Here is a 21198-nt window from a genome sequence, read left to right on the forward strand (position 1 = left end):
AAAAGAATTGGAAAACAAAAAAGCCAGTAAAGGTAATAATTACTTTACTGGCTCTTAAATACGTCTTCAGCTTATTTTGCAGCGTCGTAACGTTTAGCAACTTCGTCCCATTTTACAACATTAAAGAATGCTGAAATGTAATCTGGACGGCGGTTTTGGTAATTTAGGTAGTAAGCGTGCTCCCAAACGTCTAGACCAAGAATTGGCGTTTTGCCTTCCATTAATGGGCTATCTTGGTTTGGTGTGCTTGTTACTTCTAATTCGCCGTTGTTTACAACTAACCAAGCCCAGCCAGAACCGAAGCGAGTTTTAGCTGCATTTGCAAATTCTTCTTTGAATTGATCAAAGCTGCCGAATTTGCTAGCGATAGCGTCTGCTAATTCACCAGTTGGAGCACCGCCGCCGTTAGGGCAAAGGATTGTCCAAAATAATGAGTGGTTCGCATGACCGCCACCGTTATTGCGTACTGCTGTACGGATATCTTCAGGAACAGCATCTAAGTTTGAAATTAACTCTTCAATACTTTTGCTTTCTAAATCCGCTTTGCCTTCAACAGCAGCGTTTAGATTTGTAACATATGTGTTGTGATGTTTTGTGTGGTGAATATTCATTGTTTCTTTGTCGATATGTGGTTCCAGTGCATCGTATGCATAAGGTAGTTCTGGTAATTTGTAAGCCATGAATAATTCCTCCTTCAAAATATGTAAGCATTTTGGCGCAAAAGCACCATATACGTTTAGATTAGCAAATTTACCCTACTGTTTCAAATAAAAAGTTCCTAATCCATGATTTATATTTACCTAATTCCCATTCGCTATTCTTTTAAACATAAAAAAAGCTTCTTTTTCTCAAAAGAAGCTTTGAATAGACAATAGTATGGCGGAGGAAGAGGGATTCGAACCCCCGCGGGCTTTAACACCCCTGTCGGTTTTCAAGACCGATCCCTTCAGCCGGACTTGGGTATTCCTCCAACCCTATAAATGGTGGACCCTGCAGGACTCGAACCTGCGACCGGACGGTTATGAGCCGTCTGCTCTAACCAGCTGAGCTAAGGGTCCACATGGCTCCACAGGTAGGACTCGAACCTACGACCGATCGGTTAACAGCCGATAGCTCTACCACTGAGCTACTGTGGAACAATATGAATTATGTATGTCACAAACGCAAATTGGAAAATAGCGGCGGAGGGGATCGAACCCCCGACCTCACGGGTATGAACCGTACGCTCTAGCCAGCTGAGCTACACCGCCATGGCTCCACAGGTAGGACTCGAACCTACGACCGATCGGTTAACAGCCGATAGCTCTACCACTGAGCTACTGTGGAACAATATAACATTTACTAGCGACATTAAAAATTTAACATGTTTCTAGCCTAAAGTCAATATATTATTTTAAAACAGCGTATAAAAAATAGGCAATCATCAGCAGTTGAATAAATCCTTTTGAAATAGCGCCACTAAAAAAGCCAATAACCGAACCTACTCCAATTTTTACTGCGTTGCTAATTGTGGTCCGATGAACAATCAGTTCTCCTACAATCGCTCCGATAAATGGCCCTAAAATAATTCCAAATCCCGGAATGACAAACGGACCCACAAGCAGCCCAACTGTACTTCCCCAAACACCTGCTTTAGTGCCTCCGAATTTTTTCACACCAATAATATTAGCTATATAGTCTGCTAAAAAAAGTGCGACAACTAACAATCCTTGTATCACCCAAAATAACCAGCTATAGGAGCTAAAATCATAAAATAAACCGTATATAACAAATCCCAGAGCTACAAATAGCACGCTTGGGATGATGGGATAAACCAACCCAACAAACGATACAACAAAGCTAATGATAATTAATGCCCAACATAAAATAGCCATGCCCGCACCTATCCTTTTTATTATTACTATTTATCATACAATAACCACTCCCATAAAGAAAGACCTTGCACGACGAGTCCTTCCTTTATTTTACTTTCGAATACGATTTTTGAGTGTACCTCTGCAATATTAACAGCACGGTCCTCAAGCTGCCCGTAATATCCCCCAAAAACAATGACAGGGAAACCTGTACATATACGCATAAGATGTGCTTGTGACAAAACGCTCCACCGCATCATTGTAATTGGTAACGGTTTCTAAAATCTATTGTAAACCTTAAATTTTCGCTATAAAATAAGATATAACCAGAATCTTCAATAAGAGGAGGCTTTACAATGAGCATGCTGAAAAAGATGGCATGGAGTTTTACTTCCTTCAAAAAAATAAGGTCGCTTCGCTTTGAGCATACGAATAAAACAATTGGCTTTGTGCTGTTTTTAACATTTATTTCTTTGCTGCCTACATTTTTCTTTATGACTTTGACGATTGTAAATGGCTATCATATCGCTACTACAGATCTTCCGAAATCTGTTTCTTCTTTTTCTATTTCAAACTCACAGCTTACGTCAAGTCAACCTTTCACAAAAAAAGTAAATGGTACCGCTTTTATCTTAAACCCCTCACAGTCTATTGAACGGTTTCATTCCCCTGCTCATGCCATTGGTTTTTTAAAGGATGGAATTTACATCACGACTAATTCACAAACACAAACGTATTCATATGAGTTGCTAAACTGGCATCATAAAGATAAAAATGAATTGCTAAACTTGCTGCACGAACAAAAATTTTCTTTATACATACTTGTCCCTATCGCTATGCTTTTACTGTACGTATTAACATCTGGACTAAACTTCCTTTCTATTACCTGCCTTGCTTATCTTGGGAAACTGATTGGACTCATTACTAAAAAGCAGCTTCCTTTCAAGCAGCTATGGGCACTGAGCGCTTATAGTACAGTAGCCTTCACGCTGCTGTATACGCTTTTTGAAGCTTTTTCTTTGTCTCTAGCACTACATAGCTCTCTTTACTGGATAGGAACATTCTTCATTTACTTGTTGCTCGTCACAAGGGTTCCTATAAGAAAAAAAGTAAAACCTAATAAAGATGCTGGGACAAACGTATCTTAGTTGAAGGAAAATCCAAACGAGGAATCTAGATTCTTGATAGAGAATCCACCTCTTTTGGATTTTTTTATTGATATGGTGAACGCAGGTTTCATGTATGCGGCTGCTTCTAGCTGGTGATTGGAGTGATGTAGTTAAGTCTCAGCCTCTTTATTTCGGTACAACTTTTCTTCTTCCCATTGCACAAGGAAGAATTTTCAACTGATACAAAACCCACAAACCTCCTGCTGTGAGCAGAATAAAGCTATAAACAAACATCAGCCTTTCAGTGTGCATCCACACTTCAAAAACAACAGGTCCCAACGCTACTCCTAAAAATCTCACCGTTCCATAAATGGATACAATAAACCCTCTTTCTTCGTCTGAAGCCGCTGAAGTAATCATCATATTAATACACGGAAGAACAAATCCTAAGCCGCCAAAGGCGACTGTCAAACAAAACATCAGCACAGGAAGCGTATAAATAATCGTTAATACTCCAAACATCAGGAATAAAAGAGTTATCCCTACTATCATTAATTTTTTCATGAGCTCTACATCTGTTTTGATGCGTTGACCCGTCCAATAAGAAACGAGCGTCATCGCACCAAGAGGAAATAAAAAAGCGGTTCCTTTAAAAAAACCGTCTATATGATACGTTTCCTCTATTAGAAAAGATAAGTAATATAAAATGCCAAATAATAAAAATAACCCCAATCCCCCCACAAAGAATAAAGGAAAAAGCGATTTTCTTTTATCATAGACAATCCCAATGGCTCTCTTTAAATATTCTTGAACAGATACTAAATCCGAGCCTGTTTTCCCTTCTCTCACATACATCACTATACCTACTAAAGCAGCACCTGCAGCTAAAGGATAGACAAAAAATGCGGCATACCATACGACGAGTGCTGCCGATGCTCCAATTATCGGCGCAACCACTTTTCCAACTCCATTATACACTTCTAAAATCCCGAGGACTTTTGCTCTTTTTTCCCCTGTAAATACATCTCCAGTTAATGCCATTGCCAACGTTGTAGTACCTGCAGCTCCAATCCCTTGAATGACTCTGCCTGCCATCAACACAGCAAAGCTTCCAGAAGAGAATAAAGCACTACCAGCAGCGATGACACTGCCTATTATCATCATGACGAGTGAATATATGATTAACTTTTTACGCCCATACCGGTCTGATAAAATTCCTACAGCAGGAATACACAATGCGGCTGGAATCGAAAATGCACTCAGTATCAAACTGGTTTGAACTCCGCTTAAGTGAAGTGACTTTTGAATGCTTGGCAGCAGAGGAATGAGCATGGAATTTCCCAGCACCATGATTAAAGGCAATAAGCCTAATGAAACAATCATTAATTTTCCTTTCAATTTTCGTTCTCCAATCATATTTAAGTAAGACAAGCATAGGCTTTACACATAAGCAAAAGAATGAAGGAGGAGCATAATGAAAAAGCTATGTGCATTAGCCGCTTTCGCTTTTATCGGATATATTTGTCACTATGACATTAAATACGGGACCATTCCCACTGCTACTGAAGCAGTTCAAGTCAGCAAAGCGCAGCCTGCAGAAACAAAAGCCGCCAGCTCTTCTTCCACCTATACAAAAATAAAAATTAAGCCAGGCGATACAGTTTTATCCGTCATTGAGGAGCTTACAAAAAAATCGATACCGGTTTCTATGAACCAAATGATTACAGACTTCAAAAAGTTAAATAACGGTACAGCGCCTGAGGATATTCAAATTGGAAAAACGTATAAGTTCCCTATTTACAAGTAATGACAGCATTCTTCTTGTCAAGATGGGATAGTCATTGTTAAAATAGCTAAGGTAGTACTTTCTACTAGTTATTTTGTTCATAAAGAGTTATTCTATTAATGAATTCAAATTCTTGATTTCATTTTGAAGGAGAGATTATCACGTGAGTGAAATTATACATCGTACAAAAACACGCCCGGTTAAAGTTGGAGATTTAACAATCGGAGGCAGCAACGAGTTAGTTATTCAAAGTATGACAACCACTAAGACACATGATGTTGAAGCAACGGTTGCAGAAATTAAACGTTTAGAAGAAGCAGGATGCCAAGTTGTTCGTGTTGCTTGTCCAGACGAGCGCGCAGCAGATGCAATCCCTGAAATTAAAAAACGCATTAACATTCCATTAGTTGTGGATATTCATTTTGACTATCGCTTAGCATTAAAAGCTATTGAAGGCGGAGCGGATAAAATCCGTATCAACCCTGGTAATATCGGTCGCCGTGAAAAAGTGGAAGCTGTTGTAAATGCTGCAAAAGCTAAAAATATTCCAATTCGTATTGGAGTTAACGCCGGTTCACTTGAAAAACGTATTTTAGATAAATACGGCTATCCGACAGCAGATGGCATGGTAGAAAGTGCACTTCATCACATTAAAATTTTAGAAGACCTTGATTTCCATGACATCATCGTTTCAATGAAAGCATCGGATGTTAACTTGGCAATTGAAGCTTATGAAAAAGCTGCTCAAGCATTTGACTACCCTCTTCACTTAGGAATTACAGAATCGGGTACATTATTTGCAGGAACTGTAAAAAGTGCAGCAGGTCTTGGCGCTATTTTATCTAAAGGAATCGGAAATACATTACGTATTTCTTTAAGTGCGGATCCTGTAGAAGAAGTAAAGGTTGCGCGCGAATTGCTAAAATCATTCGGTTTAGCTTCCAATGCGGCAACTCTTATTTCTTGCCCAACTTGCGGACGTATTGAAATTGATTTAATTAGCATTGCTAATGAAGTTGAAGAGTATATTTCAACTGTAAAAGCACCGATTAAAGTAGCGGTACTTGGCTGCGCTGTAAACGGTCCTGGTGAAGCTCGTGAAGCTGATATCGGGATTGCAGGAGCACGCGGTGAAGGTCTACTATTCCGCAAAGGCGAAATCGTACGCAAAGTTCCTGAAGAAACAATGGTTGAGGAACTAAAAAAAGAAATTGATAAAATTGCTGCTGAATATCACGCAAAGCAAGAAGCTGAAAAAGCTGCAGCTAAATCATAACTAAAAAAAGCGAGGCGCATATGCGCCTCGCTTTTTTTATGAAAAGAACGGTAATATAAACGTACCGACAATAATCGATACAACTCCGATCCCTATTGCCCATGCTCCTAGCGTAAGTGCTCCTTTTCTGCGTGCGATAAACCCTAGAATAATCCCAGCGGCACCAAGAATAATTGGTAAAAAGAATAGTGAAAGAATCGAAAGCACGAGTGCGAAACGACCGTATCCCGTTCCTTCTCCTCGTCCAGCGACTTCATGATTGCGATTGCGATCAATATCTATAACTTCACGCTCTGCATGAGGCTCTCCTACTCGGTAAGGAACGCCCACTTCAGCTGCAGTTTCTTCCATGAAATCAGCTTCATATACATCTTTTCTACGCCTTTGTTCTTCATTCTCCATGCTTAATCCCTCGCTTTCGTAAATAAGGAGCATTTATAGTATCTGAATGCGGGGAAAAATTATAAGTGTTAATCTTATACAGCCGCTCGCTCCCTTATAAGAAATAGGTACAGACGCAATCACCAGGCCGTGCAGTGATCATTACGTTTTGCTAAAGGCGTATAAAAAGTATTACTGTTTCTCTTTAGGCTTTATGTTACACTAGACAAGAATAATCAAGCACCTAAGTAGAATAAACGTATTAAAGGAGTGCACGTAGTTGACGAAAAAGTTTGGAATTGACATTGATGGAACTGTTACTTCTCCTGAAACTTTTGTTCCTCATTTAAATAAAGCCTTTAACTTAAATTTAACACTTGAAGACATTACAGAATATGATTTCAGCCCTTTTGTAAATGTATCACCTGCTGAACTCGGGAAATGGTTTAAAGCAAATGAACGCTCTATTTACGAAACCTCTCCACTTGCAGACGATGCAAAAGCGGTTTTGCAAAAATGGCATCAAAAGCACGAATTATTCTTTATTAGTGCAAGGCACGATAAGCTATTGGACGTCACGGAAGAATGGTTTCAAAAAAATGAACTATCGTTTCATCACATTGAGTTAGTGGGTTCTCATTTTAAAGTTGAGACAGCAAAACGATATGATGTTGATATCTTTTTTGAAGACAAACATGATAATGCTTGTGAAATCAGTGAAGAATGCAATATCCCTGTTATCTTATTTGATACTCCTTATAATCGCTCACCTGTTCCAAAAGGAGTGGTTCGCGTATACAATTGGCTAGAAGCAGATCAGTGGGTAGCCAGCTGGTTAAAAGAACAGCAAAAATAAAAAAGAGAGGTGCATAACGCCCTCTCTTTTTTATTGATTACATTCTATACATTGACCGTAAATTTCAAATTTATGGCCTGTAATATTGTACCCACGCAAATCCTCGTCTACATACTCCATCGGACAAGCTTCAATTTCTTTTGTTTTTCCACAATCTAAACAAATGAAGTGGTGATGATGATGGGCGGTCGCACATTTAAATCGAAAGTGCTTTTCGCTCGAAAGCTCCGTCATTTCAAGTACGCCTAACTCCACAAACAATGATAAATTACGGTAAATTGTATCAAAACTCAGACCAGGATAATCAGGCTTCATGTACTCTAATACATCTTTTGCCGTTAAGTACTTATTTGATTTTGAAAACAGGGCAAGCATTTCTTCACGCTTTCCTGTATGTTTATATCCTTGATCTTTTAATAAATGAATGGCTTCAGTTAAATTCATTTTTGTTTCCCCTTCCGTCCTTTATTAATCATAATAGATATGATTAAAATAACAACAGCAATGACAACAATTGTACCGCCTGGTGCTAAATCCAAGTAGTACGCTGAAAATAATCCGCCTAAAACAGATATTTCGCCAAAAATCACCGAAAGCAGAATCGTTTGTTTAAAGCCTCTAGCTAAGCGAATGCTTGCTGCTACAGGAAGAGTCATAAGAGATGACACTAATAAGATACCGACGATACGCATCGATACAGCAATGACAAGAGCAACCATCACAATAAATAAAAAGTGCATCCACTTCGATTTAATCCCAGAAGCAGAAGCGTGCTCCTCGTCAAAAGATAAAATAAACAATTCTTTATATAAGAAAAAGACAATAGCTATAACAAATACGGCTATGACAACAACTGTCCAAAGATCCGAACGACTCACCGCACTTACGCTTCCAAACAAATAGTTCATTAAATCATTATTAAAACCGTCCGCTAGCGAGATACAAATTGCACTAATCCCAATTCCGCCCGATAAAATAATCGGAATGGCCAGCTCTTGGTAATGCTTGTAGACGCTTCGAAGTTTTTCAATAAAAAGAGCGCCTGTAACGGAAGATACCATCCCTAAATAGACGGGGTTCACTCCTTGCATAAACCCTATTTTCTGACTAAGAAGCAAGCTCGCAGAAATCCCTGCTAGCGTCACGTGACTTAACGCGTCTGCAATTAAAGAAAGACGTCTTACTACGATGAACGTGCCCAATAAAGGAGCTAAGACGCCAATAATCATACCGGTTAAAAATGCATTTCGTAAAAACTCAAATTGAAATAAACTGCTTATCATACGTGCTGCCCTCCATGATGATGATCATGGGTTAACACATGAACATTATGACCATAAAACATAGATACGTCATGTTCACAAAGCTGTTCGAATTCTTTAGCATTCCCATGAAAGTGTAGAAATTTATTTAAACAAGCAACGTGGGTTACTTTTTCTGAGACAGTGCCAATATCGTGAGTAACAAGCACAAGCGTAATTCCTTTTTCTTTATTTAACTTTTCGAGAAGCTCATAAAAAGTGTACACATTTTGTGCATCCACTCCGACTGTTGGCTCATCTAAAATTAACAGCTCGGGTTCACTTACAAGCGCGCGCGCAATAAAAATTCGCTGCTGCTGACCACCGGACAGTTCTCCTATGTTTCGATTTAAAAATTCGCTCATCCCCACTGCTTCTACCGCTTCTTTTACTTTTTGTTTATGAGAAGCATTCATAAAGCGAAACAAACCTAATTTTGAAGTAAGACCCGTGGAAACTACTTCAAAAACGGTAGCAGGAAAGCCGCTGTTGAAACTATTCGCTTTTTGCGATACATATCCAATTTTACTTCGTTCTTTAAACCTTCTCTGATCTTTTCCAAATAAACGAATTGCACCTTGAGATGGTTTTTGCAAACCAAGCAAACATTTGATTAGCGTTGATTTCCCAGAGCCATTTGGACCAACGAGACCCAAAAAAGCTCCTTTTGGAATTGAAAAACTTATATCTTCTAATACATTCACTCCATCATATTGAAATGATAAATGATCAATTTCAATGATATCAGGTGTATTCATATGCGCCTCACCATTCTTTTTTTATATTTCTCCATACAAAAGAGGGCACGGTTTCTATCGTATACTCCGTTACCCATTTACTTTCTCAGAATCATTACGATTTAGTCATTAATGTAGTATACAGGATTGTCTTTTATTTGTAAACTAAGCCGTTTCACTCCTTTGCTTTCTTATCTCCGTAAGTTCATCCGACTCGAAATGTTGTTTTATTACACAATATAGTCACATCTTTCTTTTTTATTCATAAACTGTATATGACGAGGAGGTAATCATATGAAAATTGTACAGCAGATTGTCAATAAGAAAGTAAACAACATTACCCCGAAAGAGCTTTTAAAGTATAGCAAACAATACAACATCCCCATTACAGATCAGCAGGCACACACACTTGTATCCGTCATTAGACAGCAGCCCGTAAATATTTATAACCTTGAAGAGCGCCGAAATTTAATCAAACAAATTGCTCAAGTAACAGATCGTGAAACTGCCAGACGAGTGAACGAATTATTTCAGCAGTTGATGTAAAAGAAGAGGTCATGTCTATAGACATGACCTCTTCTTTTACATATGAAATTACATAAGCTTTTGTTTTAGCTCTGAATCAAAGCTTTGTGCACGAACCATATCAATTTCCAACTGATATGGCGCTTTTTTATTTTTCTTATCTTCTCCTACATAAGGAGTTTCTAGAATTTTAGGAACTTCTGTAAACGCTGGGTGATGAACAATATAATTCAGTGCACCAAATCCGATTTCACCAAATCCAATATTTTCATGGCGGTCTTTTCGAGCACCGCATACATTTTTACTATCATTGATGTGAAGCACTTTAATTCGCTGTATGCCTACGGTTTTGTCAAATTCATTTAATACACCGTCAAAGTCTTGAACGATATCATAACCAGCATCATGTACGTGACATGTATCAAAACAAACAGAGAGCTTTTCATTGTGCGTCACGCCATCAATAATTTGGGCAATTTCTTCAAAACTTCTTCCACACTCTGTTCCTTTTCCAGCCATTGTCTCAAGCGCAATTTGAACTTCTTGATCAGCTGTCAACACTTCGTTTAGACCTTTGATAATTTGCTGAATACCGGCATCTGCTCCAGCGCCCACATGAGCTCCTGGGTGAAGAACAATTTGCTTTGCACCAAGAGCATGGGTGCGCTGAATTTCAGACGTTAAGAAATCTACTCCAAGCTCAAATGTTTCGGGCTTTGTTGTATTTCCTAGATTAATGATATAGGGAGCATGTACAACAATATCTGTCATTCCATGCTCTTTCATATGCAAAAGACCAGCTTCAATATTAAGCTCTTCAATCTTTTTGCGACGAGTATTTTGTGGAGCGCCTGTATAGATCATAAACGTATTTGCTCCGTAAGAAGCTGCCTCTTCACTTGCTCCTAAAAGCATCTTTTTGCCGCTCATTGATACGTGAGAACCAATTTTCAACATTACTTTTTACACCTCTAACCTATTGCGATTAACGATTGTTGCGTCTTTCACTACGCTTTTTCTTTTGCACATACTTTGTAATTTCACGAGCACGTTTTTTCTTGTAGCCAGGCTTTACTTTCTTCGGCTTTTGAATAAAGCGATGTGCCTCTTCTCCCACTTCATCCGCTTTCTTTACACGCTTTTTACGGCGGTTACGGTCATCGATGGAAACCCATTCTTGCTTTTGAAGATCTTTGTTTACAAACTCGATTCCCATTTTCTCCAGCTTATTTACTGCATCTTCATCTTCCACATCGAAGATTGTAGCAGCAATTCCAGAATGACCAGCACGAGCTGTACGTCCTACTCGGTGAATGTAGAAATCTAGATCTGAAGGAAGCTCAAAGTTAATGACGTGTGAAATTCCTTCAATATCAATACCGCGAGCTGCTAAATCTGTCGCTACTACGTATTGAAATTCTAAATTATTAATTTGCTTCATCATTTTCTTACGGTCACGAGGAGATAAGTCTCCGTGAATTCTTCCTACTTTTAATCCTTTAGACAGTAGGTCATCTGCTACTTCGTCCGCCATTTTCTTTGTATTTGTAAAGACGATAGCTAAATAAGGATTATAAGAAATAAGCATATCATGCAGGAGCTTAAACTTGTTGCGATGACGCAGTGGAACTAATACATGCTCTAATTTAGCTGCTGCTGCTTGCTTCGGCGAAACATGCGTGAATTTTGGATTTTCCATGTATTTTTTTAAGAATGGCTTTAATTTTTCAGGAATAGTTGCTGAAAAAACAAGCATCTGTAATTTTTCAGGCATATTGCTTGCCAAACGGTCCACATCTTCTAAAAATCCCATATCAAGCATTAAATCAGCTTCGTCTACTACTAACGCCTTTGTTGTATACACAACTAACGCTTTTTCATTTACTAAATCAAACAAACGAGCCGGTGTTCCTACAACAACTTGAGGCTGCTTCTTTAATTTGTCGATTGTACGCTGCTTATCTGTACCGCCGATAAAACATTTTGCTGAAATTTCTTCTCCTTCAGCACTGTGTTTTGTTAGCTTTAATACTTCTTGATAAATTTGAGAAGCAAGCTCACGAGTTGGAGCGGTGATTACAACTTGTACTTCTTCTTTTTTAGGGTCTACCTTTTCAAGTAAAGGCAATAAATAAGCGTGTGTTTTGCCGGTCCCTGTTTGCGACTGACCAATTACACTTTCCCCTTTTAAAACGGAAGGAATTAAGCGCTCCTGAATCTCTGTAGGCTGATAAAAACCTAATTGTTTAATTGCTTCTATTAAAAATGGTTGAAACTCAAAACGTTCAAAGTTTGTTTTTTCCATAATAGTCTCCTTTTTTACATTCACGTTCATCTTTTAAGGCACAATATATGATTATAATCGATTTTTCCTTCTGTGACTACTTCTCATTCATATTACTAAAACTTATTACCTGTTTCAAAAACATTTTATCGCGAGTTGCATACGATAGTAAAAGAAAATCTACTTTACTAAAGGAGGTGCGTCCTTTGCTACAGCGAAGACCACCATTTCCACCCGGTATGCAAAGAAGAATGATGCCAGGAATGCCACCACAAAACGGCTTTGGGCAACAACCTGGTAACTTTGGCCAATTTAATCCATTACAGCAGTTTCGTAACTTTGCCCAGCAAACAAATGCTCAACAATCATTTTACCCGAATCAGCAAGGCCTGAACCGTGGAGGAGGTAACTTCTTAACTCGCCTATTCCGAAGAGGCGGAAATAGAAACATACCATTTCAACAAGCGGCTGCGGCTGCTCCTCGAGGTTCTTTGTTTTCTGGACTTTCAGGAGCCCAAGGTGCTGCAGGAGCGACTAACTCTTCTTCCCTGCTTGGAGGTTTGCAAGGATTAACGAACCCTGCTAACTTGAGCTCCATGATGGGGAATGTTCAGCGAGTACTAAAAGCAGCGGAAACGATGGGACCTATGATTCAACAATACGGACCTCTTGTCAAAAATGCTCCTTCTCTATGGAAAATCTATCAGGCCTTGCGCTCAAGTGATGACACAGATGAAGTACTCGAAGCAGAAGGAACAGAGGTTTCTGAAACTGATGAAAGTAAAGACAGTAAGGTTTTATCAGCAGGCGCAGAAAGCACGGATTCATCCGATGATGAGCTGGATTTCTTTGAAGAAGAAATTGAACATTCATCCAGAGATCGGGTGTCTAAACCAAAACTTTATATTTGATAAATCTGCTGATTCCTTAAGGAAATACAGTGAGCAAAAAAAGAATATCTTTGTATTCTTCCTTCCTCTTTTATATAATAGAAGCGAGTTGAATTGCTCGTCAGGATTATGATGAGGAGGAAATTGAAATGAAAGTTATTAAAATTGCACCGCGCGGCTATTGTTATGGTGTAGTAGACGCAATGGTCATTGCACGAAACGCCGCTTTAGATAAATCATTGCCTCGACCAATCTATATCTTAGGAATGATTGTTCATAATAAACACGTTACAGATGCGTTTGAAGAGGACGGCATTATCACACTGGACGGTGCTAATCGCCTAGAAATCTTAGACCAAATAAATGAAGGAACCGTTATTTTTACTGCGCACGGAGTATCTCCAGAAGTAAAAGAACGAGCAAAAGAAAAAGGCTTAACAACAATCGATGCTACATGTCCGGATGTTACAAAAACCCATGACCTTATTCGCCAAAAAGAAAAAGAAGGTTATGACGTTATTTATATCGGAAAACGAAATCATCCTGAGCCAGAAGGTGCACTTGGTATCGCGCCAGATATCGTTCATTTAATTGAAAAAGCAGAAGACGTAGCCCATTTAAATATTCAACGTGAAAAAATCATTGTAACAAATCAGACAACAATGAGTCAGTGGGACGTTGCAGAAGTAATGGAAAAGGTAAAAGAAAAATATCCGCACGCTGAAGTTCACAAGGAAATTTGTTTAGCTACACAAGTTCGCCAAGAAGCTGTAGCCGAGCAAGCAGGTGAAGCAGATGTTACAATTGTAGTAGGAGATCCTAAAAGTAACAACTCAAACCGTTTAGCTCAAGTATCAATGGAGATTGCCGGCACTGAGGCATATCGTATCGGTGACATCTCAGAGCTGCAGATCGAATGGTTGATGAACGCGAAAACCGTAGCTGTTACGGCAGGAGCATCTACCCCTACTCCAATCACAAAAGAGGTCATCAATTTTCTAGATCAGTTCGATCCGGAAGATGAAACAACTTGGACACGTGAAAAAAGCGTGCCTCTTTCAAAGATCTTACCAAAAGTTCGAACAAAAAAATCGTCTTAATAGACGCAAAAGAAGGTGTTGACATTCGTCAACACCTTCTTTCTTTGTTACATAAACGTAAATGGGTTTGTGTCTACTTTTGAATCAAATACTTCACACTCAAAGTTTTTCGCATCAAAAAGACTGGTTAATACACGCGTTACACCTTGTCTCATAACTTTTTCAACATGATGACCAGGATCTACAACGTTTAATCCCATTGCCATTGCATCATGCGCAACGTGGAAATACAAATCACCTGTTACATAGGCATCTGCTCCGCTAAATTTTGCGTTTGTAATATATTTGTTTCCATCTCCGCCAAGAACAGCTACTTTTTTCACTGTGGCATCCATAGACCCTACTACTCTAACACCATCCACATCCAATACTTGTTTAACATGAGCGGCAAACTGTTTTAACGTCATCTCTTCTTTTAACTTACCAATTCGTCCAAGTCCAAGCGTCTCGCCCGTTTGTTCCACTGGATAAATGTCATAGGCTACTTCTTCGTAAGGATGAGCACTGAGCATGGCACGAATAATTTTATTTTGTTGACCCGCTTCAAAAATAGTTTCAACTTTTGCTTCATTTACACGTTCTAACTCTTCTTTTGAGCCAATGTATGGATTGGCTTCTGAAGAAGGTTTAAACGTGCCTTCCCCTTCAGTTGAAAACGTACAGTCGCTGTAAAGACCCACATGTCCAGCTCCCGCATCACAAATAGCTGTGCGCACTGCTTCAGCATGATTTGAAGGAACAAATACAGCAAGCTTTTTCAGCTGAATAGACGTTGTTGGAACCAGCACTTTTGTCTCTTGTAGCCCCAATGCTTCGGCTAACAGGTCATTTACTCCGCCTTTAGCTATATCTAAGTTTGTATGAGCAGCATATACAGCAATATCATGTTTGATGCATTTCTCTAAAATACGCCCTTCAGGACGATCTGTAACCACTTGTTTTAGAGGTCTAAAAATAGGAGGATGATGAGCAATAATCAAATCCACTTGTTTTTCAATAGCTTCGTCTACGACCGTTTCAAGAACATCTAACGTTACCATTACTTTTTTTACAGGCTTGTTTAACGTTCCAATCTGCAAACCAATTTTATCTCCTTCAACCGCTAAATGCTTGGGAGAAAATGATTCAAATGCTTCAATTACTTGAAATCCGTTAGGGATTTTACTCATTTTAACGCCTCCTCAATTAATGAGATGTCTTGGGTAAGTTTTTGAAGTTTTGCTTTGCTTTCCTCGGACTGAGCCAGCTCCATTTGGCTGACAATTTGTTTAAGATGATTTAGTTCATGCGTCCACTTTGTCATAAAAGCAGAAGAGCGCTTTTCTTTTAAAATAGGGCCCATTAACACACCGGCTTCCACTTCACCGTTATAAGGAGCTAAGGCGTTTCCAGGTTCAGCGACGATGACTTCATACATACGACCGTCTTCTTCGATGATTTTTTCATCAATGATTTCCCAGCTGTGTTCAATCAGCCAGCTGCGAATATGATGTGAACCAATATTCGGCTGAAGTACAAGCCTTTTTACTCCTTCTAACTTTGCTTTTCCTTCTTCTAAAATCATTGTAATAAGCGTTCCGCCCATTCCGCAGATTGTAATACAGTCTACTTCATTCGGTGATATTACTTCTAGGCCGTTTCCTTTTCGAACGTCAATAACGTCCGTTAAGCTTGTTTTTTTCACCTGCTGAATAGCAGATTGAAGAGGCCCTTCTGTAATTTCTCCTGCTACGGCACCGCTAATATATCCATTTAAATAAGCAAAACACGGCAAGTATGCATGATCTGAGCCAATGTCTGCTATCTTTGCTCCCAAAGGAATCGACTTTACTACTTCTTCAAGTCTTATTGATAAGTTTAATTCATTCATTTTGTCACCTATTCTCTATGTGATTACTGTTCATTATTTTAACATAGATAGCTGCATGATTCCTATTTCTCTTCATGTTTTCCTTTTAGCTGAATGCTTATAAAAAATCACAAAAAAAAAGCCTGCTTTATAAATGAGCGGCTTTCCAGAAAATCATGTTTCTGAACTCTATTTAATTTCTGATACCCATTTAGCCATTTCCTTCGCTTTTTCCGGAGGAACCAGCCCAGGCGGCATGTTTCCTTTACCGTTTACAACAATATCTGCAATTTCGTCTTGAGAAACTTTTTTCCCAATTCCTTTTAACGAAGGACCTACTCCACCTTGATACTGATCACCGTGGCAACCAATACAAGTTTTTTGATAAATTTCTTCTGGTTTAGCTGAAGCCTGCTGTTCCGCGCCACCGCCTTCTTTTTCAGCCGCGATTTCTTTTGCGTTATTCAATCCGTTGAACGAAAGCGTTAACATTAAAGCAATCCCAATTACCGCAATTAATAAAAATGGTATTAGCGGATTTCGCTTCACTCACTATACCCCCTTTATGTATTCCCATCCCTAGAAATAACAAAATAGTATAAGCACTTTTATTTTACTTGAAAATGCTCATAAGTGAAAGGGTTTTATTTACATAATTAACTAATTTCTTATTGCGTATCTTAACAGCCAATTTGTCTTGCAATAACCGAGCGCTGAATTTCTGAAGTTCCTTCTCCAATTTCTAAAAGCTTGGCATCTCGTAAATACCGCTCCACGTGATACTCCTTCATGTAGCCGTATCCTCCATGAATCTGAACAGCTTGACTGGCTACTTCCATACAAATTTCAGAAGCATACAGTTTACACATAGCAGCTTCTTTCGTAAATGGCTTTCCTTGGTCTTTTAACCACGCTGCTTTATACACCATATTTCTTGCTAACTCAATTTTCATCGCCATATCAGCTAATTTAAACTGAATCGCTTGAAATGATGAAATAGCTTTCCCAAATTGCTTTCTTTCCTGCGCATATGACAGTGCTTTTTCATAAGCCGCTTGAGCGATTCCAACGGCCATTGCTCCAATTCCAATTCTTCCCCCGTCAAGCGTCATTAGAAATTGTTTAAAGCCTTCTCCTCTTACACCGAGTAAATTCTCTTCAGGCACTTCAACATCCTCTAAAACGAGTTCAGTTGTATTTGAAGCATGTAGACCCATTTTCTCGTAATTGTCTATTACAGTAAAACCTCGAGCTTCTGTAGGCACGATAATAGCTGAAATTTCTTTTTTCCCTTCTGTACGATTTGTAACAGCCGTTAAAGCTAAAAACTTTGCATAGCTGGCATTCGTAATATAGCATTTACTTCCATTAATCCTAAATGTTCCATCCTTCAACACTGCTTCGGTCTCCGTTCCCCCCGCGTCACTTCCTGCGTTCGGTTCGGTTAAACCAAACGCTCCAAAAGATTCCCCGGAGCATAAAGCAGGTAGGTACTGTTCTTTTTGCTCCTTTGTTCCGAATAAATAAATAGGTGCGCCCCCGAGCGAAACATGAGCTGAGTATGTAATTCCTGTAGAGCCACAAGCTTTACTTAATTCCTCTACGACAATAGCAAAACTAACCGTATCTGCTCCTCCGCCTCCATACTCTTCAGGAAAAGGAAGCCCCATTACACCAAGCTCACTTAACTTTTTAAAAACATCAAGCGGAAATTGCTTACTTCGATCGCGCTCTAGTGCATTCGGTGCTACTTCCGCTTCTGAAAACTCTCTGAGCGTCCGTTGAATCATCTTTTGTTCATTGGTTAATTCAAAATTCATTTTTATTCCCCCTAAAAAAATGTATACGCTTACATTATTTAATTATAATTCATTTTTGTAAATTTTCTCAACTTTTAAAACGTTTTAATTTTTTCGTGTTATAATATAAGAGTACTAATCAAAGCATGAATAAAATGATAGCGATTCCATTTTTCGGATGTTTAAAAGGAATTTGAACAGCTTACGCTCTGTGACAAAAGAATACAAAGGAGCATTTGCAAAACGCAGGACAATTCAGTAAAATATATGAAAGAAGAAAAGTTGGTAAAAAAATCAATATACTTCTTCAAAATGCGTTTTTATGAAATTTATTCCATAAAAAATAGATAGCCCCTTTCCTCTAGGAAAGAAGCTATCTCATAAGCGTTATTTACGCTTTTATCTATTCTAAGAAATCTTTTAAACGTTTGCTTCGGCTAGGGTGACGAAGCTTACGAAGCGCTTTAGCTTCAATTTGACGAATACGCTCACGCGTTACGCCAAATACTTTTCCTACTTCTTCAAGCGTACGCGTACGTCCATCGTCCAGACCAAAGCGGAGTCTAAGAACATTTTCTTCGCGATCTGTTAACGTATCAAGGACGTCTTCTAACTGCTCTTTTAATAATTCATATGCAGCATGTTCAGAAGGTGATGTTGCATCCTGGTCTTCAATGAAGTCACCTAAATGAGAATCATCTTCCTCACCAATTGGTGTTTCAAGAGAAACCGGTTCTTGAGCAATTTTTAAGATTTCACGAACTTTTTCAGGTGTTAAGTCCATATCTTCTGCAATTTCTTCAGGAGATGGTTCGCGACCTAAATCTTGTAGAAGCTGACGTTGAACACGAATTAGCTTGTTAATTGTTTCAACCATATGGACGGGAATACGAATCGTTCTTGCTTGGTCAGCAATTGCACGAGTAATAGCTTGACGAATCCACCATGTCGCATACGTACTGAATTTATAACCTTTGCGATAATCAAATTTTTCTACCGCTTTAATAAGACCCATGTTTCCTTCTTGAATTAAATCAAGAAACAGCATTCCGCGTCCAACATAGCGTTTTGCAATACTTACAACAAGACGTAAGTTTGCTTCAGCAAGACGACGTTTCGCTTCTTCATCGCCTTCTTCAATACGTTTTGCTAAATTGATTTCTTCCTCTGCTGACAATAAGTCAACGCGTCCGATTTCTTTTAAGTACATACGAACTGGATCATTAATTTTTACACCAGGAGGTACACTTAAATCATTTAAATCAAACTCTTCTTCTTTTGACAGTTCTTGAATATCGGGATCGGCATCGTCATCATTTGCTTCAGATTCACTCATTACTTCAACACCTTGTTCTCCAAGGTATTCATAATATTCATCCATTTGATCGGATTCAATTTCGAAGTTCGCCATACGCTCTGCAATTTCTTCGTATGTGAGCACACCACGTTTTTTTCCGATTTCGGTCAATTGATCTTTTACTTGTTCAATTGTTAAATCTGAATCAAGTTGTTTTGATTGAGCTGATTTTTCAGCCATCAGATCCCCTCCTTCCAAAATTTTAAGGAAAACCTTCTAAAAGTGGGACTAATACGCAATATCGTTTATTTTAACGTTTTTTTCAACTGTAAAATTTCCATTGCTATTGTCGCAGCTTTTAAATAATCTTTTTGACGCTCTGCTTCTTGCTTTTCTGCTTCTTTTTTTTCTATCGCTACCCTTTGTGGGTAAATCAATATCGTTTGGATATAATCATTCAAAGCTTGCTCCGACAATTCATCATTGATTGACATCATCGCCAATTCTGAAGCTAGACTAGACAACGAAGACTCGGGCAACCGCTCGATAAATCCGCTCGGATTAGGCTCGTGTCCTTCCTCGTAATAAGCATACAAATATAGAACAAGCGCACGATGTTCCTCGACATTGAACTGACCTTGAAGTCGGTCTTGAATTCTAAATGCTACATCCTTATCTTTCAACATATGAGCGATTAAAAAACGTTCTGCATTTTGATAAGCCGGTAATAAGCTTCTCTTTACGACTGGTTGTCTATTTATATTATTTCGATTTGGAGAATCATTATCCTTTTTCTTTTTTTCAGTTCGATACACTTGATACTGCTGTTCTTTAAGCGCATCTAATGAAATGGAAAACTCTTGTGCCAATTGGCGTAAATAATGATCTCGCTCTACGGCTTTCGTAAGGAGGCTTATTTCTTTCAAAACGTCTTCAATGTATTGCATACGTTCAGATTCATTTTGTAGATTTCGTTTTCGGCGGAGATACCTCATTTGAAATGCCATAAAGGTCAAGCTGCTATTAATAACATCATTTTGAAACTTCTCTGCCCCGTATTCTTTAATATAATCATCCGGGTCATAACCATCCGGCATCACAGCAATCTTAACGGTACAACCCACATTTGTTAAGATAGCAGTTGCTTTGTGCGCTGCTTCAATTCCGGCAGAATCTGCATCGTAGCAAATGATAACGGACTCTACATTTCGGCGAATAATCTTGGCCTGTTCTTCTGTTAAGGCAGTTCCCATTGTTGCAATTGCGTTCGGGCAACCCGCTTTAACAGCCGAAATAACATCTGCAAATCCTTCAAATAAAATAACCTGCTGATTTTTGCGTATATGTTTTTTAGCGCGGTGAAAGTTGTAGAGTGTGCGACTTTTGTTAAAAATAGAAGTTTCGGGACTGTTTAAATATTTAGGCTGCCCTTTTATCTCTTTTAGCAGGCGCCCTGAAAATGCAATTGTTTTGCCTTGCAAGTCAGCAATAGGAAACATAATTCGATCACGAAAACGATCAAAGTACGTTTCATCTTGGTTGCGTTTAATGATTAAACCTGCATGTTCCATCTCTTGCGGATTAAACCCACGTTTTGTTAAGAACTTACTTACAAATTCCCACGAATCTAAAGCAAAACCTATCTCAAATTCATCGATAATTTCTCGTGAAAACCCTCGATTTATTAAATAATCATAAGCATCTTGGCCTTCTTTTGTATTTACCAATAAATGATGGTAAAATTTCTTTAAAAGCTCGTGTGCTTCAATCATTTTATTGCTAGGCTTTTGATTATCTTCTTCATGAGGATGTATCTCATGTTCGAAAGGAATATCTCCTTTTTCAGCAAGCTGCTGAGCTGCTTCCGTGAAGGACAGTCCTTCTAATTCCATTATGAATGAAAATGAATTCCCTCCTGCACCACATCCAAAGCAATGATAAATTTGTTTATCAGGCGATACTGAAAAAGACGGTGTGCTTTCCCCATGAAACGGACAGAGTCCAAAATAATTGCGCCCTTGTTTTTTTAGTTGTACATAATCGCTTATGACGTCGACAATATCTACTGAATGCCGAATACGGTCGATTACTTCATCAGGAATTCGATTTGCCATAGTAACAGCTCCGTATTTCATATAATATTCTTCACTAAGTG

At 38.7% G+C, this 21198-nt stretch carries 23 protein-coding genes and 5 tRNA genes; 7 read left to right on the forward strand and 21 right to left on the reverse strand.

The window, feature by feature from the left end; genetic code table 11:
• Positions 1–71 precede the first annotated feature (71 nt).
• From sodA to AC3WJG_RS06635, 8 genes are all read right to left on the reverse strand, one after another.
• Entirely contained in the window at positions 72–680 is a 609-nt protein-coding gene (sodA, locus tag AC3WJG_RS06600; protein ID WP_013059198.1) for a superoxide dismutase SodA, read from the reverse strand.
• A 197-nt stretch (positions 681–877) separates the two neighbouring features.
• Positions 878–970, reverse strand: a tRNA-Ser gene (locus tag AC3WJG_RS06605).
• An 11-nt stretch (positions 971–981) separates the two neighbouring features.
• Positions 982–1058, reverse strand: a tRNA-Ile gene (locus AC3WJG_RS06610).
• A gap of 3 nt (positions 1059–1061) precedes the next feature.
• Positions 1062–1136 (reverse strand) — tRNA-Asn (locus tag AC3WJG_RS06615).
• Between the two features lie 40 nt (positions 1137–1176).
• Positions 1177–1250, reverse strand: a tRNA-Met gene (locus AC3WJG_RS06620).
• Position 1251: 1 nt separating this feature from the next.
• Positions 1252–1326 (reverse strand) — tRNA-Asn (locus tag AC3WJG_RS06625).
• 62 nt (positions 1327–1388) lie between these two features.
• A complete protein-coding gene (locus AC3WJG_RS06630) occupies positions 1389–1874 on the reverse strand; it encodes a DUF456 domain-containing protein (RefSeq protein ID WP_013059199.1) in 486 nt (161 codons plus the stop codon).
• Between the two features lie 26 nt (positions 1875–1900).
• A complete protein-coding gene (locus AC3WJG_RS06635) occupies positions 1901–2095 on the reverse strand; it encodes a hypothetical protein (protein ID WP_034276871.1) in 195 nt (64 codons plus the stop codon).
• A gap of 114 nt (positions 2096–2209) precedes the next feature.
• Here AC3WJG_RS06635 and AC3WJG_RS06640 point away from each other — a divergent pair, with 114 nt between their 5' ends.
• The gene (locus AC3WJG_RS06640; protein ID WP_028410631.1) at positions 2210–3001 is read left to right on the forward strand and encodes a DUF1189 domain-containing protein; all 792 of its coding nucleotides are present in this window, start codon (positions 2210–2212) and stop codon (positions 2999–3001) included.
• Positions 3002–3148: 147 nt separating this feature from the next.
• Here the strand turns inward: AC3WJG_RS06640 and AC3WJG_RS06645 are convergent, their stop codons facing one another.
• A complete protein-coding gene (locus AC3WJG_RS06645; protein ID WP_028410630.1) occupies positions 3149–4360 on the reverse strand; it encodes an MFS transporter in 1212 nt (403 codons plus the stop codon).
• A 76-nt stretch (positions 4361–4436) separates the two neighbouring features.
• On the opposite strand from AC3WJG_RS06645, the gene AC3WJG_RS06650 reads away from it, so the two are divergent.
• Together AC3WJG_RS06650 and ispG are read left to right on the forward strand one after the other, a co-directional pair.
• Positions 4437–4769 (forward strand): hypothetical protein, encoded by a 333-nt coding sequence (locus AC3WJG_RS06650; protein ID WP_013059203.1) that lies wholly within the window; start codon positions 4437–4439, stop codon positions 4767–4769.
• Positions 4770–4920: 151 nt separating this feature from the next.
• Positions 4921–6024, forward strand: a complete 1104-nt coding sequence (ispG, locus tag AC3WJG_RS06655) for a flavodoxin-dependent (E)-4-hydroxy-3-methylbut-2-enyl-diphosphate synthase (protein ID WP_201763664.1) — start codon at positions 4921–4923, stop codon at positions 6022–6024.
• 36 nt (positions 6025–6060) lie between these two features.
• Here ispG and AC3WJG_RS06660 read toward each other — a convergent pair whose 3' ends face one another.
• Positions 6061–6426 carry a G protein-coupled receptor family protein gene (locus AC3WJG_RS06660; protein ID WP_013059205.1) on the reverse strand — a complete coding sequence of 122 codons (366 nt, stop codon included), beginning with the start codon at positions 6424–6426 and terminating at the stop codon, positions 6061–6063.
• A gap of 259 nt (positions 6427–6685) precedes the next feature.
• Here AC3WJG_RS06660 and AC3WJG_RS06665 point away from each other — a divergent pair, with 259 nt between their 5' ends.
• Entirely contained in the window at positions 6686–7261 is a 576-nt protein-coding gene (locus AC3WJG_RS06665) for a 5' nucleotidase, NT5C type (protein ID WP_102812651.1), read from the forward strand.
• Between the two features lie 30 nt (positions 7262–7291).
• On the opposite strand, the gene AC3WJG_RS06670 is transcribed toward AC3WJG_RS06665, so the two are convergent.
• From AC3WJG_RS06670 to AC3WJG_RS06680, 3 genes are read right to left on the reverse strand one after another with little or no spacing between them, the layout of a single operon-like run.
• Positions 7292–7705, reverse strand: a complete 414-nt coding sequence (locus AC3WJG_RS06670; RefSeq protein ID WP_013059207.1) for a Fur family transcriptional regulator — start codon at positions 7703–7705, stop codon at positions 7292–7294.
• The gene (locus AC3WJG_RS06675; protein ID WP_013059208.1) at positions 7702–8544 is read right to left on the reverse strand and encodes a metal ABC transporter permease; all 843 of its coding nucleotides are present in this window, start codon (positions 8542–8544) and stop codon (positions 7702–7704) included. The genes AC3WJG_RS06670 and AC3WJG_RS06675 overlap by 4 nt, the downstream gene beginning before the upstream one ends.
• The gene (locus tag AC3WJG_RS06680; RefSeq protein WP_013059209.1) at positions 8541–9320 is read right to left on the reverse strand and encodes a metal ABC transporter ATP-binding protein; all 780 of its coding nucleotides are present in this window, start codon (positions 9318–9320) and stop codon (positions 8541–8543) included. Before AC3WJG_RS06680 ends, AC3WJG_RS06675 begins: the two co-directional genes overlap by 4 nt.
• 273 nt (positions 9321–9593) lie before the next feature.
• Between AC3WJG_RS06680 and AC3WJG_RS06685 the strand changes: the two genes are divergently transcribed.
• Positions 9594–9845, forward strand: a complete 252-nt coding sequence (locus AC3WJG_RS06685; RefSeq protein ID WP_013059210.1) for a DUF2624 domain-containing protein — start codon at positions 9594–9596, stop codon at positions 9843–9845.
• Positions 9846–9893: 48 nt separating this feature from the next.
• On the opposite strand, the gene AC3WJG_RS06690 is transcribed toward AC3WJG_RS06685, so the two are convergent.
• Positions 9894–10781: a deoxyribonuclease IV gene (locus tag AC3WJG_RS06690; protein ID WP_028410628.1), complete on the reverse strand. Its 888-nt coding sequence runs from the start codon at positions 10779–10781 to the stop codon at positions 9894–9896.
• A 28-nt stretch (positions 10782–10809) separates the two neighbouring features.
• Complete coding sequence (locus tag AC3WJG_RS06695) at positions 10810–12129, reverse strand: DEAD/DEAH box helicase (protein ID WP_013059212.1); 1320 nt, start codon at positions 12127–12129, stop codon at positions 10810–10812.
• A gap of 176 nt (positions 12130–12305) precedes the next feature.
• Here AC3WJG_RS06695 and AC3WJG_RS06700 point away from each other — a divergent pair, with 176 nt between their 5' ends.
• Together AC3WJG_RS06700 and AC3WJG_RS06705 are read left to right on the forward strand one after the other, a co-directional pair.
• Positions 12306–13019 (forward strand): YqfQ family protein, encoded by a 714-nt coding sequence (locus tag AC3WJG_RS06700; RefSeq protein WP_223272395.1) that lies wholly within the window; start codon positions 12306–12308, stop codon positions 13017–13019.
• Positions 13020–13147: 128 nt separating this feature from the next.
• Positions 13148–14098, forward strand: a complete 951-nt coding sequence (locus AC3WJG_RS06705) for a 4-hydroxy-3-methylbut-2-enyl diphosphate reductase (protein WP_013059214.1) — start codon at positions 13148–13150, stop codon at positions 14096–14098.
• A 47-nt stretch (positions 14099–14145) separates the two neighbouring features.
• Here the strand turns inward: AC3WJG_RS06705 and AC3WJG_RS06710 are convergent, their stop codons facing one another.
• From AC3WJG_RS06710 to dnaG, 6 genes are all read right to left on the reverse strand, one after another.
• Complete coding sequence (locus tag AC3WJG_RS06710) at positions 14146–15267, reverse strand: Nif3-like dinuclear metal center hexameric protein (protein WP_060746222.1); 1122 nt, start codon at positions 15265–15267, stop codon at positions 14146–14148.
• Positions 15264–15968, reverse strand: coding sequence for a tRNA (adenine(22)-N(1))-methyltransferase (locus tag AC3WJG_RS06715; RefSeq protein WP_028410626.1), 705 nt, complete (start codon positions 15966–15968; stop codon positions 15264–15266). Before AC3WJG_RS06715 ends, AC3WJG_RS06710 begins: the two co-directional genes overlap by 4 nt.
• A gap of 168 nt (positions 15969–16136) precedes the next feature.
• Positions 16137–16496, reverse strand: a complete 360-nt coding sequence (cccA, locus tag AC3WJG_RS06720) for a cytochrome c550 (protein WP_013059217.1) — start codon at positions 16494–16496, stop codon at positions 16137–16139.
• Positions 16497–16627: 131 nt separating this feature from the next.
• Positions 16628–17767 carry an acyl-CoA dehydrogenase family protein gene (locus AC3WJG_RS06725; RefSeq protein WP_013059218.1) on the reverse strand — a complete coding sequence of 380 codons (1140 nt, stop codon included), beginning with the start codon at positions 17765–17767 and terminating at the stop codon, positions 16628–16630.
• A 382-nt stretch (positions 17768–18149) separates the two neighbouring features.
• Positions 18150–19283, reverse strand: coding sequence for an RNA polymerase sigma factor RpoD (gene rpoD / locus AC3WJG_RS06730; protein WP_013059219.1), 1134 nt, complete (start codon positions 19281–19283; stop codon positions 18150–18152).
• Positions 19284–19348: 65 nt separating this feature from the next.
• Entirely contained in the window at positions 19349–21157 is a 1809-nt protein-coding gene (gene dnaG / locus AC3WJG_RS06735) for a DNA primase (protein WP_016765586.1), read from the reverse strand.
• Between the last annotated feature and the right edge of the window lie 41 nt (positions 21158–21198).

This window comes from Priestia sp. FW507-14D1A (assembly GCF_058781295.1).

Bases quoted from the DNA above. Each gene is read 5' to 3' on its own strand.
- dnaG (WP_016765586.1), bottom strand. From the start codon at position 21,157: ATGGCAAATCGAATTCCTGATGAAGTAATCGACCGTATTCGGCATTCA.
- AC3WJG_RS06640 (WP_028410631.1), top strand. From the start codon at position 2,210: ATGAGCATGCTGAAAAAGATGGCATGGAGTTTTACTTCCTTCAAAAAA.
- AC3WJG_RS06690 (WP_028410628.1), bottom strand. From the start codon at position 10,781: ATGTTGAAAATTGGTTCTCACGTATCAATGAGCGGCAAAAAGATGCTT.
- AC3WJG_RS06725 (WP_013059218.1), bottom strand. From the start codon at position 17,767: ATGAATTTTGAATTAACCAATGAACAAAAGATGATTCAACGGACGCTC.
- AC3WJG_RS06680 (WP_013059209.1), bottom strand. From the start codon at position 9,320: ATGAATACACCTGATATCATTGAAATTGATCATTTATCATTTCAATAT.
- AC3WJG_RS06650 (WP_013059203.1), top strand. From the start codon at position 4,437: ATGAAAAAGCTATGTGCATTAGCCGCTTTCGCTTTTATCGGATATATT.
- AC3WJG_RS06685 (WP_013059210.1), top strand. From the start codon at position 9,594: ATGAAAATTGTACAGCAGATTGTCAATAAGAAAGTAAACAACATTACC.
- AC3WJG_RS06675 (WP_013059208.1), bottom strand. From the start codon at position 8,544: ATGATAAGCAGTTTATTTCAATTTGAGTTTTTACGAAATGCATTTTTA.
- AC3WJG_RS06710 (WP_060746222.1), bottom strand. From the start codon at position 15,267: ATGAGTAAAATCCCTAACGGATTTCAAGTAATTGAAGCATTTGAATCA.
- sodA (WP_013059198.1), bottom strand. From the start codon at position 680: ATGGCTTACAAATTACCAGAACTACCTTATGCATACGATGCACTGGAA.
- AC3WJG_RS06670 (WP_013059207.1), bottom strand. From the start codon at position 7,705: ATGAATTTAACTGAAGCCATTCATTTATTAAAAGATCAAGGATATAAA.
- AC3WJG_RS06695 (WP_013059212.1), bottom strand. From the start codon at position 12,129: ATGGAAAAAACAAACTTTGAACGTTTTGAGTTTCAACCATTTTTAATA.
- AC3WJG_RS06715 (WP_028410626.1), bottom strand. From the start codon at position 15,968: ATGAATGAATTAAACTTATCAATAAGACTTGAAGAAGTAGTAAAGTCG.
- AC3WJG_RS06630 (WP_013059199.1), bottom strand. From the start codon at position 1,874: ATGGCTATTTTATGTTGGGCATTAATTATCATTAGCTTTGTTGTATCG.
- rpoD (WP_013059219.1), bottom strand. From the start codon at position 19,283: ATGGCTGAAAAATCAGCTCAATCAAAACAACTTGATTCAGATTTAACA.
- AC3WJG_RS06660 (WP_013059205.1), bottom strand. From the start codon at position 6,426: ATGGAGAATGAAGAACAAAGGCGTAGAAAAGATGTATATGAAGCTGAT.
- AC3WJG_RS06705 (WP_013059214.1), top strand. From the start codon at position 13,148: ATGAAAGTTATTAAAATTGCACCGCGCGGCTATTGTTATGGTGTAGTA.